15 protein-coding genes are annotated in these 15,083 nt (G+C 50.9%); 7 read left to right on the top strand and 8 right to left on the bottom strand.

What is annotated here, in order from left to right:
- Positions 1-864: 864 nt before the first annotated feature.
- From ABWH99_RS21970 to ABWH99_RS21960, 3 genes are read right to left on the bottom strand one after another with little or no spacing between them, the layout of a single operon-like run.
- The gene (locus ABWH99_RS21970) at positions 865-1,233 is read right to left on the bottom strand and encodes a copper resistance protein NlpE N-terminal domain-containing protein (RefSeq protein WP_375583913.1); all 369 of its coding nucleotides are present in this window, start codon (positions 1,231-1,233) and stop codon (positions 865-867) included.
- Entirely contained in the window at positions 1,226-1,357 is a 132-nt protein-coding gene (locus tag ABWH99_RS21965) for a hypothetical protein (protein WP_375583912.1), read from the bottom strand. Before ABWH99_RS21965 ends, ABWH99_RS21970 begins: the two co-directional genes overlap by 8 nt.
- Positions 1,354-2,322: an NAD-dependent epimerase/dehydratase family protein gene (locus ABWH99_RS21960; RefSeq protein ID WP_375583911.1), complete on the bottom strand. Its 969-nt coding sequence runs from the start codon at positions 2,320-2,322 to the stop codon at positions 1,354-1,356. The genes ABWH99_RS21965 and ABWH99_RS21960 overlap by 4 nt, the downstream gene beginning before the upstream one ends.
- Positions 2,323-2,443: 121 nt before the next feature.
- Between ABWH99_RS21960 and kbl the strand changes: the two genes are divergently transcribed.
- Positions 2,444-3,640 (top strand): glycine C-acetyltransferase, encoded by a 1,197-nt coding sequence (gene kbl / locus ABWH99_RS21955; protein WP_375583910.1) that lies wholly within the window; start codon positions 2,444-2,446, stop codon positions 3,638-3,640.
- A gap of 101 nt (positions 3,641-3,741) precedes the next feature.
- On the opposite strand, the gene ABWH99_RS21950 is transcribed toward kbl, so the two are convergent.
- From ABWH99_RS21950 to folP, 3 genes are all read right to left on the bottom strand, one after another.
- Complete coding sequence (locus ABWH99_RS21950; protein ID WP_375583909.1) at positions 3,742-4,713, bottom strand: metallophosphoesterase family protein; 972 nt, start codon at positions 4,711-4,713, stop codon at positions 3,742-3,744.
- A 121-nt stretch (positions 4,714-4,834) separates the two neighbouring features.
- A complete protein-coding gene (cdaA, locus tag ABWH99_RS21945) occupies positions 4,835-5,701 on the bottom strand; it encodes a diadenylate cyclase CdaA (protein ID WP_375583908.1) in 867 nt (288 codons plus the stop codon).
- On the bottom strand, positions 5,698-6,582 hold the full coding sequence (gene folP / locus ABWH99_RS21940) for a dihydropteroate synthase (protein ID WP_375583907.1): 885 nt from the start codon (positions 6,580-6,582) through the stop codon (positions 5,698-5,700). Before folP ends, cdaA begins: the two co-directional genes overlap by 4 nt.
- 15 nt (positions 6,583-6,597) lie before the next feature.
- Between folP and ABWH99_RS21935 the strand changes: the two genes are divergently transcribed.
- The 3 genes from ABWH99_RS21935 to ABWH99_RS21925 are packed head-to-tail and all read left to right on the top strand — an operon-like array spanning position 6,598 to position 8,775.
- Positions 6,598-7,146 carry a DUF1599 domain-containing protein gene (locus ABWH99_RS21935; RefSeq protein ID WP_375583906.1) on the top strand — a complete coding sequence of 183 codons (549 nt, stop codon included), beginning with the start codon at positions 6,598-6,600 and terminating at the stop codon, positions 7,144-7,146.
- Complete coding sequence (locus ABWH99_RS21930) at positions 7,136-8,242, top strand: BT_3928 family protein (RefSeq protein ID WP_375583905.1); 1,107 nt, start codon at positions 7,136-7,138, stop codon at positions 8,240-8,242. The genes ABWH99_RS21935 and ABWH99_RS21930 overlap by 11 nt, the downstream gene beginning before the upstream one ends.
- Positions 8,239-8,775 (top strand): shikimate kinase, encoded by a 537-nt coding sequence (locus ABWH99_RS21925; protein WP_375583904.1) that lies wholly within the window; start codon positions 8,239-8,241, stop codon positions 8,773-8,775. The genes ABWH99_RS21930 and ABWH99_RS21925 overlap by 4 nt, the downstream gene beginning before the upstream one ends.
- Here the strand turns inward: ABWH99_RS21925 and ABWH99_RS21920 are convergent.
- Both ABWH99_RS21920 and ABWH99_RS21915 read right to left on the bottom strand, forming a co-directional pair.
- Positions 8,758-10,233, bottom strand: coding sequence for an OmpP1/FadL family transporter (locus ABWH99_RS21920; RefSeq protein ID WP_375583903.1), 1,476 nt, complete (start codon positions 10,231-10,233; stop codon positions 8,758-8,760). The genes ABWH99_RS21925 and ABWH99_RS21920 overlap by 18 nt on opposite strands.
- Before the next feature lie 252 nt (positions 10,234-10,485).
- Positions 10,486-11,865, bottom strand: a complete 1,380-nt coding sequence (locus ABWH99_RS21915) for a hypothetical protein (RefSeq protein ID WP_375583902.1) — start codon at positions 11,863-11,865, stop codon at positions 10,486-10,488.
- A 131-nt stretch (positions 11,866-11,996) separates the two neighbouring features.
- On the opposite strand from ABWH99_RS21915, the gene proS reads away from it, so the two are divergent.
- From proS to floA, 3 genes are all read left to right on the top strand, one after another.
- Positions 11,997-13,475 carry a proline--tRNA ligase gene (gene proS, locus ABWH99_RS21910; RefSeq protein ID WP_375583901.1) on the top strand — a complete coding sequence of 493 codons (1,479 nt, stop codon included), beginning with the start codon at positions 11,997-11,999 and terminating at the stop codon, positions 13,473-13,475.
- Positions 13,476-13,603: 128 nt separating this feature from the next.
- Entirely contained in the window at positions 13,604-14,065 is a 462-nt protein-coding gene (locus ABWH99_RS21905) for an NfeD family protein (RefSeq protein ID WP_375583900.1), read from the top strand.
- 3 nt (positions 14,066-14,068) lie between these two features.
- The gene (gene floA / locus ABWH99_RS21900; RefSeq protein WP_375583899.1) at positions 14,069-15,076 is read left to right on the top strand and encodes a flotillin-like protein FloA; all 1,008 of its coding nucleotides are present in this window, start codon (positions 14,069-14,071) and stop codon (positions 15,074-15,076) included.
- Positions 15,077-15,083 lie beyond the last annotated feature (7 nt).

The raw sequence follows: 15,083 nt of genomic DNA, 5'->3' as shown, positions 1-15,083 counted from the left end.
GCTGTTTGACTGAATGAATGGGAGTATCGATCCCATCAAGTAGCTGTCGCAGCTTTTTCGGCTTCGCGGACTAATTGTAGACTTGTTGGAAATCTTCGAAACCTGCTGCTGGGACAGCCCCGGCTTTTCCGCAAGGTCTTTTTGTTTCGTGTCCAGGCCCAGATGCTCGTAAACGGCCCATTCGCTATTGATCCAATCGGTGCGAATGGATAGCATTGGGTTAAAGATCGTGTTAACAGCAATCGTCTTCCATTCATTTTGAAGATCGGCCAGGAAAAAAGACCTGCTCTTTTTAAGAGGACTACCGGATCGTTGCTTTTCCAAAATGCGGGTCCTCCAAAATTTGGAGAATTTTTTGTTTCCAAACCCAAGGCAACTTTGTCTTCAATCAGAACGAACCTGGATGTAGGAAGGATCTGGTAGGCTTGAATGGCGAATACGGTATCAACGGCGGATGCTATGCTAACGCAAATGCCACCGAAGCTGTCTCCGGAATAGATTGTATATGGAATTTTTTTCGACGTGCCGAATTCCTCGTGTATCGTTTTGATCCATTGATGAAAATAATCTCCCACTTCCGGTAGGGCGGTTTAAAAAAAACACCTGTTCAGGCTTGTCCCGCCAGGCCTTTTCCCACCCATTCGGCAATGGATACCGGGTCTTCCTCTGTCTTCCTTTCTAATTTTTTGGTAGATAAAAAATCTGGGTGGCATCTAACAGACCAGGTAGCGAACAAACCAGCCAAAATCGCCGACGGAAAACGGTAGTGCAAGGCACCTTAAAGATTTTCCCGATTTGCCTCCCAGCTTTTGTCCTTCTTGGACGATCGGCACTGCCCGGACCGGTAAGCGCAGAAACGGACACCTATTGCTTCACCAATTCGAGGGTATAGGTCCCTTCCGGGGAGATAATATTCTCGTTTGTATCGAGCGCGTGGAGCATTCCCTCTTTGTCCTGCAGGAAGCTTTTCAGGGGAGCCCCCGAATCGTCCAGCAGGCGGATGGCCATGGCGCCGGGATCGTTTTCCAGTCCGTAGACCACCTCGTATATTCCCGAACGGACGTACTCCCGGTCCCCGTCTTTGGTGCCCTGGTAGGTCTCGGTGAGTTCGTAGCCACGTTCCCGTTTATTGGGACTGTTTTCCAGCCGGAGTACGATCCGGATTCCCTCGCAGTCCGCACAAGGAAGCAATCCCTGGTACTGCATCCAGGTGGAGAAGGTCTCGTCAAGCACCAGTTCCTCCCGGTCTGCTGTGCCTTTCTTGTTCGGCTCCCTCGTACCGCTTTTCTTCGGTGGGCGCATCGCAAGAAAAAAGGACCGCCAGCACGAGTAGGCTAATCAATCGTTGCTTTTTCATCGTTTTTTTGGGTTTGTAGCGGCGTGTAGTTTCGGTAGTTCCTGCAAGATGTTCCGGATCATTGCCGGCATATCGTAATCTGGACACCATTTCCAGTCCCGCCGGGCTTCCCGGTCGTCTATGGACCGGGGCCAGCCAGCCGCGATGGCTTGCCGGTAATCCGGCTGGTAAGTTATGCGAAATTCCGGAAAATACGGAAGGATTGCCCGATACAATTCTTCCGGGGTAAAGCTCATCGCCGCCAGGTTGTAGCTGGACCGGACGCGAATGGATTCCTTGGGGGCCTGCATGAGCATGCAGGTCGCCTTGATGGCATCGGGCATGTACATCATGGGCAGACGGGTGTCTTTCGCTAAAAAGCAATGAAAATCCTTAGCCGCCAGGGCGGCGTGGAAAATAGCAACTGCGTAGTCGGTGGTTCCGCCTCCAGGCAGGGCCTTGTAGCCAATCAGACCGGGAAAACGCAGGCTGCGCACGTCTACGCCATATTGCTGGTGGTAGTAGGCGCACCAGCGTTCGCCGGCTAATTTGGCGATGCCATACGCGGTAACGGGTTCTTTGCTGGCACCTTGTGGGGTTTGCGCCTTTGGGCTGTTGGGACCAAAAACGGCAATACTCGAGGGCCAGAAGACTTTGTCCAGCTTGCATTCCCGGGCCAGTTCCAGTACGTGCAGCAAGCTGTCCATGTTCAGATGCCAGGCTGCCTGGGGATGGGCTTCGGCTCGGGCGGAAAGAACGGCCGCCAGGTGATAGACCTGGGTGACCTGTTCTTTTTTGATCAGGCTGCGCAGCGCTTCCGCGTCCATGACGTCCAGTACGACAAAGCGGCAATGGGGAAACTTTGCCTGCGCTTCCGGCTGTATATCGCTGGCGACGACGCACTCCGGTCCGTACAACTCGGTTAATCTCTGTGTCAACTCCGTCCCAAGCTGCCCTGCAGCTCCGGTTACCAATACCTTCTCCATTTGGATTTATTTTGATTTGCGCGATTCAAACAGGCAATTTCAGAATTTTTATACAATCGGCTGTCATTTTCCCTCAAAAATAGTAAATTCATCGGTTAGAAACCCTCAAAACAAAAATCACATGTTTGGCAGCATTCAGACGCAATTGCAGGAAGAATTGCAACAACTCAAGGATTCAGGACTTTACAAAACCGAGCGAATCATCCGGTCCCCGCAGGGTCCGGAAATAGCGCTTGCCGACGGCAGCCGGGTGCTGAACTTCTGCGCAAACAATTACCTGGGACTATCCAGCCACCCAAAGGTAATCGAAGCGGCCAAAGCAGCCATCGATACTCACGGCTTTGGGTTGTCCTCGGTTCGCTTTATCTGCGGTACCCAGGATATCCATCAAACATTGGAGCAAAAAATATCGGAATTTTTGGGCACGGAAGAGACTATTTTGTATGCCGCGGCATCTGATGCCAACGGTGGGGTATTTGAGCCCCTTTTGGGGCCGGAGGATGCCATTCTCTCGGACGTACTGAATCATGCCTCCATCATCGATGGCGTACGCCTTTGCAAGGCCATGCGCTTTCGCTACCGTCACAACGACATGGAAGACCTGGAAACCCAACTACAGGCAGCCAGCGAAAAAGGGGCCCGGCACAAACTGATCGTCACCGACGGGGTGTTCTCCATGGACGGCACCGTTGCGCAGCTGGACAAAATCGTGGCTCTGGCCGAAAAATACCAGGCCCTGGTGATGTCCGATGAATGCCATTCCACCGGATTTATGGGGAAAACGGGTAGGGGCGTGCACGAGTTAAAAGGCGTGATGGGTAAGGTAGACATCATCACCGGTACCCTCGGTAAGGCGCTGGGAGGGGCCTCGGGAGGATTTACCTCCGGCAGAAAGGAAATCATCGATCTCCTGCGGCAAAAATCCCGGCCCTACTTGTTTTCCAATACCCTGGCGCCGGCCATTGTGGGAGCCTCCATCGCCGTATTTGACCTGTTGTCTGAAACTACGGAACTGCGGGATCGGCTGGAAGCCAACACGCGCTTTTTCCGGCAAGGAATCCAGGACGCGGGCTTTAAGATAAAGGAAGGGATGCATCCCATCGTCCCCATCATGCTCTACGAGGCCCCTCTGGCCCAGCAGATGGCGGAGCGCCTGTTGGAGCGGGGCATCTACGTAATCGGCTTTTACTACCCCGTGGTACCCAAAGGGGAGGCGCGCATTCGCGTACAACTATCGGCCGCACACGAAAGGCAACACCTGGAAAAAGCCATTGCGGCCTTTACCGAGGTAGGAAGGGAATTGGGCCTGATTGGGTAAGGGTTTTTTTGGGGTATTCCTATCCAAAAGCGTGCATCGAGCCAGGAAGGGGAAGGTACAAACGCACCGGGAGCGTCTTGGCTTCGAAAGGGATCCGGTGCTTATTCAACGTCAAATTCCAGATACCGTTTGGTAATTTGGGGCTTGACTACCTCCTTCAGATGCTCGGGATAGCCCAATTCCCAGGGAGAAGGTCCGACGTATTCGGAATACTTCCCGGCAATTTTTATGTAGCCCTCGGTAGAAATTTCCACCAGGGTAAACAGCGGGTCTTTATAGGGAGCGGTATACTTGATCCAGCGGTAGTCCTGGTCCACCGCTTCGCTGTACCGGATGTGAGCGTATTCCTCTCCCAGCCATTTGTAGGACATGGAATTGATGGTGATGTACCATATACCACCGATCATTTCTGCCTGGTCGTGGTGGGTGTGTCCGTTAAAACAGGCGATGATCTTCGATCCGGGATTTTCCCGGTTGTGTGCTTCAAACAGTGCCCGTATTTCTGCATCGTTTTCAATGGAATACCGCTCGCCGGGGTTTCCGGGATCCGTGCCAATTCCCTGGTGCGAGAAGATGACGATGGGCATCTCGGCAGCCGCCAACTGTTCCTTCAGCCACTGGATTTGTACGGGTCCGATGTAGGAACGGTATCCCTTTTGGTCCGGATATTTTTTGTCGTTACCGTCGAGAACAAGGAAAAGGAAGCCCTTTTGCGTAAAGGAATAATACGAATTGTCCATGCCTCGGTAGGCGATGGCCTCCTGTAGCGTGGTTCCTCCGTCCATTTCGTGATTGCCGATCACGTGGTATTTTGGACCCGGAAAGCGTTTCCAATGCTCGTAGTAGGGGACGTATTTTTCCTCAGGAATCAGGAAATCTCCCAGTTCGATGATGAAATCGGGCCTGGCGATGAGCATGCTGTCGATAAAAGCTCCGATGCGTTTTTCGGAATCGTGCATGGTAGGAAGGTGTACATCGCTGCACATGCCTATCCGTACCGACTGGTACTGCGGCGTTGGTTGGCAATGGGCGAACAACCAAATGAGGAGCATGCTTGCAAGAGAGAGGCGCATAGGTAGAGCGGTTATTAAAAGAGTACCGGCCAATCGCTAGAATGGACTAATAAAAAAATAACAAAGGTACCCTGCTCCGTACGCGTGTCTGTTTTTGGATTCCGATCATGCGAGCGCCCGGCTATACTTCCGTAGGTTTTTTAAAATCCCTGGGCTTATCCGTTTGGCTAATGGGCTCAAATTTCTCTTCGATCTCCTCTCCGGTCAGGTAACGGTTGATTAATTCCCGTACCTCCTGAAAGGAAAGGTTGTGCAAAATTTTCCCGTTTTTGGCCAGAGACACCTGACCGGTTTCCTCCGAGACGATTAAAATCAGCGCGTCGGTTGTCTCCGACATGCCGATAGCCGCGCGGTGGCGGAGCCCAAATTGCGCCGGAACTTCCCGTTCGGTTACGGGAAGAATGCATCGGGCAGCCTTTACCCGCCCGTTGAAAATGATTACCCCGCCGTCATGCAGGGGAGAATACTTATTAAAAATGGACACCAGCAGGCGTTTGGACACCAGGGCATCGATAAGGTCCCCGCTTTCCGCGTAGAATTTTAATTCCGAATTTCGGGAAAGTACAATGAGGGCCCCGGTGCTGCTTCCGGAGAGGGTTTTGGAGGCCTCGATGATGGGAGTGACATTGAATGCCTGACTTTCTCTTTTTCGCCAGAAAAGAATTTCCTGCCAGAGGTTTTCGTTTGAAAAAATAGAAGACTTGCCGACGATCAGCAAAAATTTCCGAATTTCCTGTTGAAAAAGGATGATGGCGGCGAGCACACCTACCCCCATAAACTGCCCCAGAATGATGGTCAGGAGTTCCATTTGGGCCGCACTGACCACCAGGTACACCAGGTAAATGGACAAAAACCCTAAAAATATCTTGATGGCTACGCTTCCCCGCATCAACTTGTACACCTGGTAGATCAGGATACTGACCAGGGTGATGTCAATGAGATTGACCAGGGAAACGTCCAAAAAGCCTATTTTAAAGAGTAAGTTCAATCGATCAGTTGTTTATAGAGTAGTAGTGTTTCATTTGCTTCTTTTACATCGTGTACCCGGAGGATACGCGCACCCTGAATAAGTGCAGCCATATGCAGCGCGGTACTGCCGTTAAGCGCCTCTTCGGGGCTGCATTTCAATACCTTGTAAATCATTGATTTACGCGACAAACCTATCAAAAGTGGCAATTGTAAGGTTTTAAAAAGTGGTAAATTGCGCAGTAACCGATAATTTTGCTCCGGGTTTTTAGAAAAACCCAGACCTATATCTACAATAACATCTTTTATGCCAGCTTCGTAGCAAGCGCGAATTTTATCGGAAAAATATTCCAACAGTTCCTTTTCCAGATCCTCGTACTGCGTTTGCTGCTGCATGGTTTGAGGGCTCCCTTTCATGTGCATGCAAATATAAGGGGTGCCCAATGCTCCCACCGTTTCGTGCATGCAGGGATCCATCGCCCCTCCTGAGATGTCATTTACCAGATCCGCTCCCGCCGCAACAGCTTCTTTGGCTACCCGGTGCCGAAACGTATCAATGGAAACCAGCGTGTCCGGAAACCGTTCCTTTATATCAGTGATAACGGAAATGACCCTTTTTAGTTCGGTTTCTTCCGGTACAAAATCAGCGCCCGGGCGGGTACTGTATCCACCGATATCCAAAATGCGGGCGCCCTGAGCGATCATGGCCTCGGCTTTGTCCAGTACTTCTTTTTTCAGGGGCCTGGTTCGGCTGCCTTGAAAAAACGAATCCGGGGTAGTATTGATGATTCCCATGATCCAGGGACTGTCCAGGGTGAAGAGCTTTCCTTTTATTTGAAGTGTTATTTTTGGGGGAAATAAAGTATCTTCGGGCTTACTACCCGAATGTAGATTTTCTAACATAAAAACACCAGAGCTTTGGAAACGCAAACTGCAAGCGAATATAATGAAGTTATTGGCCTTTGTAAAGAACTTTTTAAGAAGAAAACGCAGGATTACGGAACGGCCTGGAGGATTTTACGGCTTCCTTCACTGACCGACCAGATTTTTATCAAAGCCCAGCGCATTCGGTCCATTCAGGAAAAAGGTACGCAAAAAGTCACCGACTCCATCAAAGATGAGTTCGTAGGCATCATCAATTACTGCCTCATTGCGCTGATTCAGCTGGAATTAAGGGAGGACCCACGTATGGAGATCGATTTTACGGAATTGGAGCCCTTGTACGACCGATGGGTGCGTGCCACACAGGAGCTGCTTGCCAATAAAAACCACGACTACGACGAGGCCTGGCGAAGCATGCGGGTGGCGTCGATGACAGACATCATCCTGATGAAGCTGTTACGCGTCAAGCAAATCGAAGACCATCAGGGAAAAACCCTGGTATCTGAGGGTGTGGCTGCCAATTACCAGGACATGCTCAATTACGCCGTTTTTTGTATGATAAAATTGAATCAGCATGATCGTTAAATTTCTTCTTGGTTCTGCCCGGTTATTGGTGGGCGGGCTCTTTGTATTTTCGGGCCTGATCAAGGTCAATGATCCCGTCGGTACCTCCATCAAGATGCAGGAGTATTTCGATGTGTTTGCCACCGATATTTCTCCCGTATTTGCGCACCTCAAAGCCCTCTCCTTGCCGATTGCTGTTTTTCTGGTAGTGATCGAAGTAGCTTTGGGCGTGATGGTGCTTACCGGCTGGAGAATCAAGACGGGTGTCTACCTACTGTTGGGAATGATCCTGTTTTTTACCTTTCTCACTTTTTATTCGGCCTATTTTGACAAGGTAACGGATTGTGGCTGTTTTGGCGACGCCATCAAGCTGACCCCCTGGGAGTCCTTTTACAAAGACCTGGTGCTACTCGCCCTTATTTTGTTGCTGATCGCCTTCAGAGGGCGACTTCCGGAGGGCCGCTTTTTTCTGGGAAAATGGATAACGCTCGGCTCCCTCCTGGCATCCCTGGTACTCGCCGTGCTGGCCATCCGAAATCTGCCGTTTATTGATTTCAGGGCATTTAAAGAAGGAGTATCTATCCCGGAAGCCATGCAGCCTTCTGCCAATCTGGAGTACCGCTACCTGATGCGGAAAGATGGAAAAACCGTCACCTTCGATCGGTATCCGGACGATGAGAGCTATGAATTTGTTGAAATGCAGTTGAAAAACCCCGAAGCCCTGCCGAAGATTTCGGACTTTGCCATCTGGAACGATGCCGGGGACCACACGGAAGAAATGCTCACGGGAAAAAAGGTCCTGTTGCTATCGCATCAGATCTCCAAAATAGACCTTTCGCTACCACAAATGGAGCGAATCAGCTCGCTGATCAACACCTTTCAAGGGACGGAGGTGCAGGTGGTACTGGTGGCAGCTTCCTCGGAGGAAGCGATGGAAACGTTCCTGAGCGAGCACGGGCTGAAACTGGGGTATTACATGGCCGACGCGACCGTCGTAAAGACCATCATCCGGTCCAATCCCGGAATCGTTTTTTTGCAAGAGGGTCGGGTACTGGGCAAATTTCATTACCGAAATACGCCGGATCCTGAGGCGGCAAAAGGCCTTTTTGCACCATGATGGATCCTAGAAAGATCGTTCTGGTCGGCATGCCTGGAAGCGGTAAATCGACTCTGGGTCGAGCGTTGGCGGACAAACTCCGTTTTTCCTTCTACGACCTGGACGACCTGATCGAGGAGAAAGAAGGAAAAAATATTGCCCGCATCTTTGCGGAAAAGGGGGAGGGTTACTTCCGAAAGCTGGAGTCGGCGGTGCTTGAGGAACGGCTTTCCGGAACAGAAGCTTTCGTGTTGGCTACCGGTGGCGGAGCCCCTTGCTACCACGAAAATATGCAGCGGATCAACCGCGAAGGGGTGTCTGTGTTTTTAGATGTCCCGCTAAACCACATTTTAGAGCGGCTGACGGGTACACAGTTGGCAATCAGGCCGCTGTTTTCGGGGATGGACACTTCCGAGATCATCCTGAAACTTAAAAACATGTACGTGGAGCGATGCCCGTTTTATGAAATGGCAAAAATAAAGCTCAGGGGAGAAGATATCTCCCCTGAGCTGCTCATTTCCTACTGGATGCCCTTGTTAAAATCGAAACCCTAGGGTCAGCATCCCGGTGATTCGATTGTTTTCCGTAGTAGCCAGATCGGATCCCGGATAGGAGGTGTAAAAGCTGTTAAACTGACTGTTGACCAGACTGAAATCGACGCTAAAGGAGGGGAGTTTCAGCCCGATGCCACCTGATATCTGGGTGGTGCTTCGGTCAAGTCCCCCGGTTTCCCCAAAGGGATCGCCAAAGAACGCATAGCCTGCGCGCAGGCGAAATTTTTGTACCCGGTACTCGCCCCCAACGCTGTAGTTTATAGCTTGGGAATAGATGCGACGGATTTCGCTATTGTCCTGCCCGGTATTAAATACGTTGGAACGTAGATTGGCGGTGCTGTAGTCCAGATAATTAACGTCGCCGGAGATAAACCCGTTCTTACCGAAGAAATAGGTCAGGCCTGCCCCCAGCTGCATGGGTGTACGAAGGTTGTAGCTGCTGATAAAGATATCCGTTTCTGCATCCGATTCGGCAATGGTTCCAAATTCAGGATCCTCGTAAGGAGGGGAGAAGTCAGCGAACAAGTCCGCGTCGTATTCCTCATTGAGCTGATTCCAGGTGGGTGACTTGAAGTTTAAGCCCAGATTTAGCTGGTCTACCGGCTTGTATATAAGTCCTACACCCAGGTTGATTCCGGAACCTTCCAGAAAGAGATTTTCCTGCAGGGAGCTGAAAAGCGTTGTCTGCTGGCCACCGTCGTCAAAAAACTCTTCGTTATAGGTTTTTGTGGAACGATACAGGATGCTATTGATTCCCAACGAGGCACCCAAAAAGAGTTTGTTTTTGTAATTTCCTCCGTACGAGAAGCTGATCTGGGTGAGATTTCCTTCGGTCTCGACCTGTTCGGACTTTTCCAGTGCGTTGCTTGCATTGGGAACAAAGCCGTATCCTCCTCCGTCTACCGGATTGATCAGGAACGCGTCAAAGAACAAGCCGTCTGTTCCCGTGGGTACGCCTTGTTCGTTATATAGGTCTACGTAGTAGTCCAGCATGGAACCCTGCTCGCGTTGATTCGAGAAATAGCCGAAATCCTGGTTGTAACTTGACTGGCGGTTTAAGCTTATGCCAAAGGAACCTCCCCGCCAGTCGCCTATTTCCAAGGGACCCTTGGCCCGGCTGATCACCGCGCCCAGATTGGGTAAAGAAAAATTGGTCCTGTTGTAGCCTTGAAGCTGATTTCTGAAAAAAGTATCCGAGGTCCAGTCACCATAGGCAGCAGAAATGCTGAATTCCGAGTTCTGGAAAAATCCCAAGCCGGCAGGATTCCCATGCACGTTGCTGATGTCTCCACCGAGAGAGGTCTGCGTGCCTCCCAGTGCCGTGATGCGAGCGGAACCCGTTTGTCCATACTGGCTAAACCTCAATGCGTCCTCCACATAGCCACTCTGCGCTTTCAGCTGCTGAGAATGAAAGATCAGCAGGAGTGCCGCAGTAACGATCAATTTTAATCCTTTCATGTCAACTAAACTAGTTTTGATGAAGCGTTCCATATTCTACACGGATATTTCCGTACGCTTCAGGGGTTTTCAAAATAAGAAATACTCACTATCCGAAACGGAAATCGTCAAATTAAGTTGAAATATACGTACCGTTGGAGTAGAAGTTTAGCTTATTGTGTGCAGGTATTCGTGAATTCAGCAAGTTTGGTCCCTTGCCGAGAAAGAAAGAGGATAAAAAAGGATTGCTGGTGTGGAGAAAAAAAGAGGGAATTAATTCCCTCTTCTACTGCCTCCGACGCTACCCCCTCTGGATGCACCGCCTCCATAGCTGCTCCTGCTGGGAGCACTGTAGGAAGAGGAAGATCTGGATGGAGCAGAATACGTGCTCCTGCTCGGGGAGGTAGATCGTTGTCGATAACTTGGTGTGGTCGTCCGCGTGGAACGGCTTCGATTATACGAAGGAGACGCACTGCGATTGGTACTTCGTGGAGCCGTGTAGGTAGATCGGTTGCTACTCCTTGAGTTGTAGCTGCGCGAATTGCTGTTCGAAGGCGCTACCGAACGGTTGTACGAATTGTTGCTCCTTGGCGCGTTATAACTACTACGGGTAGACGTACTGCCTGCACGGTTCATGGCCGGAGAATTAATGGTTCGTCGGGAAGGTGCTGCCGAAGCTGCGTTGTAGTAATCGTTTTGCGAACGGGAGAACGAGTTATTCGTGGCCGCGGTTCGATTTCTGTTGACGGCACTGCTGCTCATGGCTTCCCTGCGAGCGGCTGCTCTGGATGCGCCCGGTTGCGCAATGCTTCTGGATGAACGACTTGCGCTATTTGCCAGCGAGGAAGACCTGCCGGGTCGTGCGCCCTGAACGATCTGCCGTCGGTTGCCTTCGTTTCCTCCGGGTAGGACGATGATGGGAGAGTAGATCGGTCTGCCCCACATGCCTCCACCGTAAAATCCGGCAAGACCGGGTCGGAATCCGAATCCAGGTCCCCAGAAGGGATCATAAAATCCAAAGCCTGGCCGCATGAAAGGACTTCCCCATCCAAAGCCACCCATGCCAAATCCCATGCCGATGCTGAGATTAAATCCGGGTCGGAATCCAAAACCTGGACCCCAGAAGGGATCATAGAATCCCATACCGCCAAATCCCGGACCCCAGAAGGGATCGTAGAATCCACCCATTCCCATCATCGGGAACATTCCCATTCCCATCATGGGACTCATGAAGAAATTATTGGTGACTCCACCGGTATTTCCGTTTGTTCCCCGGAAATTATCGTATGCGTTGATATTGGGCTGTCCCTGTGGCAGGTCGCCGTTGGTCTGAGAATCGTCAAAATACACGGTTCCTTCCTCTTCGGCCGGGGCGGTGGAGCGTTGGTATTTTGCGATGTATTCGGGATTGACATTTTTGGCGGAAAAATTATCCGCCTCTCTATCAAAAGAGCGTATGTCTTCTATTTCCTTGAAATTATCAGGATTGTTGTTTTTCACGGCGAACTCAGTGGCGATACGCGCATCTGAAGCCATAAAATACAGGTTGTCGATTTCTTCGCCGCCTCTGCTTGCATTGTAGCTGGTGCTACAAGAAGCCAAGCCCAAAATCGCCAGTGCACCTACGGTCCGAATTGGATTGAAATGAATCATGGGTTTCTCAGTTTATTACTCTCTACTATATACGGGAACATAGCGGGAGGGTTATCATTTTTTAAATTATATTTGCCTGAAATCAAGAATCGAAATATAGCGAGTTTTTTTATTACAACAAAGAAATACTAATGAGCAAAGGATTACCGAAACGAAGTGAGGATTACTCCCTCTGGTACAATGAATTGGTGAAACGAGCAGACCTGGCCGAAAATAGTGCCGTGAGGGGCTGTATGGTGATCAAACCCTATGGATTTAGCATATGGGAGAAAATGCAAGCCGAACTGGACCGGATGTTTAAAAAGACAGGTCACTCCAATGCCTACTTCCCACTGTTTATTCCCAAGTCCTACTTATCCCGCGAGGCCAGTCACGTAGAGGGTTTTGCCAAGGAGTGTGCCGTGGTCACGCATTATCGGTTAAAGGCGGATCCTTCGGGAAAGGGAGTCATCGTAGACCCGGAGGCAGCGTTGGAGGAAGAGTTGATTGTTCGGCCCACTTCGGAAACCGTGATTTGGAGCACCTACAAAAACTGGATACAGTCCTACCGGGACCTGCCCCTGCTCATCAACCAATGGGCCAACGTGGTGCGTTGGGAAATGCGGACCCGCCTTTTTTTAAGGACCTCTGAGTTCCTGTGGCAAGAGGGGCACACGGCGCACGAGACCAAAAAGGAAGCCGAGGAGGAGACGCTTCGCATGATGAATGTGTACGCCACCTTTGCCGAAAACTTCATGGCCCTGCCGGTGATCAAGGGCAAAAAGTCGGAAAGTGAGAAATTTGCCGGTGCTGAGGCCACCTATTGTATAGAGGCGATGATGCAGGACGGGAAAGCCTTGCAGGCGGGGACCTCACATTTTCTGGGGCAAAATTTTGCAAAAGCCTTTGATGTAAAGTTTGCCACCCGGGAAGGGGGGCTGGAACATGTCTGGGGCACATCCTGGGGGGTAAGTACCCGCTTGATGGGTGCGTTGATCATGGCGCATTCTGACGATCAGGGCTTGGTGCTTCCGCCAAAATTGGCGCCGATACAGGTGGTGATCATCCCCATCTTCAAGCGGGCGGAAGAACTGGAGGCCATTCGAACCAAAGCCAACGAAATCATGGAATCCCTGGAAGACCTTGGGATTTCGGTGAAATTTGACGACCGGGATACCCATAAGCCGGGGTGGAAATTTGCCGAATACGAACTCAAAGGCGTGCCGGTACGCCTGGGTATCGGCCCCCGCGATTTATCCAATAATACCGTAGAAATGGCTCGTCGGGATACGCTCAGCAAATCCGTGGTGGACCTGGATCAACACCTTGCAGCTACCATAAAGGCAACCTTAGCGGATATACAGGAAACAATCTACCGCAAGGCCCTCGCTTTTACGCAGGAGAAAACCACCGCAGTGGATTCCTGGGAGGAATTTGTGGAGGTACTGGAGCAAAAAGGCGGATTTATCGCTGCCCATTGGGACGGTACGCCGGAAACCGAAGAACGCATCAAGGAGCAGACAAAAGCGACAATCCGCTGCATCCCGCTGGACCAGGTGTCCGAAGCGGGCAATTGCATCTATAGCGGAAAACCTTCCACGGGAAGGGTGCTTTTCGCTCGGGCCTATTAGTGACCACTCAAAAAATAGTAGGACCGGGAACCCGGATGAATTGGCCCTCGGCCTTTCAATTGTTCCGATTTCTTGTAAATTTACAAAAGTCTGGTAGCGACCGGACTTGGAACCAACAAAATCGACAAATGGCCTGGTTAATCGTAGGAAGTCTCATCCTCTTTGGGGCACTTCTGGTACTCCTGGAAGTGGTGTTTGTTCCCGGAACCACCCTGGTGGGTGGGCTGGGTCTCCTTTTTACCGGGGCCGGGGTGTATTACGCCTTCCAAAGTTTTTCACCGGAAGTCGGGTACAGCGTGTTGGCCCTGAGCCTGCTGATAAACCTGGGTTTTCTTGTGTATGGGTTTAAGTCCGGGGTGTGGAACCGATTTGCTCTGAAAGATACCCTGCAAAACCGCACTTACGACGACCGTCTCTCCGGATTGGCCGTCGGTCAGGCCGGGCAAACCATTTCGGATTGCAAACCTTATGGAAAAGTTGAAATCGGAGAGAAAATGTACGAAGCCAAATCCGAAGGGGGATTTATCGCCGCTGGAACCAAGGTGACCGTACGCAAAATTGCTAACAATACACTTATCATAAAACCGTAAATCATGGACATTTCTAATTCGGCGTTTATTCTGATCGCGGCATTTGCCGGCCTGATCCTCCTCTTTGTTTTCTTGTATTTTGTACCAGTCAATCTCTGGATTACTGCCATCTTTTCCAATGTCAAGGTGGGCTTGTTGGAATTGGTCGGGATGCGGATCCGAAAGGTGCCTCCCGGTGTGATTGTCAACTCCCTCATCACGGCCACCAAGGCCGGGTTAAACCTGACCACCAACGACCTGGAAACCCACTACCTGGCAGGAGGAAACGTCCCCAACGTAATTCGTGCATTGATTTCTGCCGACAAGGCAAACATCACCTTGTCTTTCAAGCAGGCGACGGCGATTGATCTGGCCGGAAGAGACGTGTTCGAGGCCGTGCAGATTTCCGTGAACCCAAAAGTGATCAACACGCCCAGCGTGGCTGCAGTGGCTGCCGATGGCATTCAGCTGATTGCCAAAGCCCGGGTCACCGTTCGAGCGAACATCGCCCAACTCGTAGGAGGGGCAGGGGAGGAGACCATCCTGGCTCGGGTTGGAGAGGGGATCGTCACTTCCATCGGTTCCGCTAAAAATCATAAAAGCGTGCTGGAAAATCCCGATAAAATCTCCAAATTGGTTTTGGAGCGAGGGTTGGATGCGGGGACGGCCTTCGAAATTCTCTCGATAGACATTGCGGACATTGATGTGGGATCAAATATCGGCGCCAAGCTGCAGATCGATCAGGCCACCGCTGATCTTAAGGTAGCCGAGGCCCGCGCGGAAGAGCGTAGAGCCATGGCCGTAGCCCTGGAGCAGGAAATGAAAGCCAGGAATGTAGAAATGAAAGCGAAAGTTACCGAAGCGGAAGCCGAAATCCCAAAGGCGATTTCCGAAGCCTTCCGTTCAGGGAATCTTGGGATCATGGATTATTACAAAATGGAGAACGTAAAATCGGATACCAGCATGCGGGATTCCATCGCCAATTCGGACGAAACCAAATCCGGAGGATCAAAGGGTAGCGACAAAAAATAACTCAACA

The sequence above is a fragment of the Cyclobacterium xiamenense genome, from assembly GCF_042140265.1.
Lineage (GTDB): Bacteria > Bacteroidota > Bacteroidia > Cytophagales > Cyclobacteriaceae > Cyclobacterium > Cyclobacterium xiamenense_A.
The sequence above is the reverse complement of the archived record's forward strand: the minus strand, read 5'-3'. Positions and strand labels throughout refer to the sequence as shown.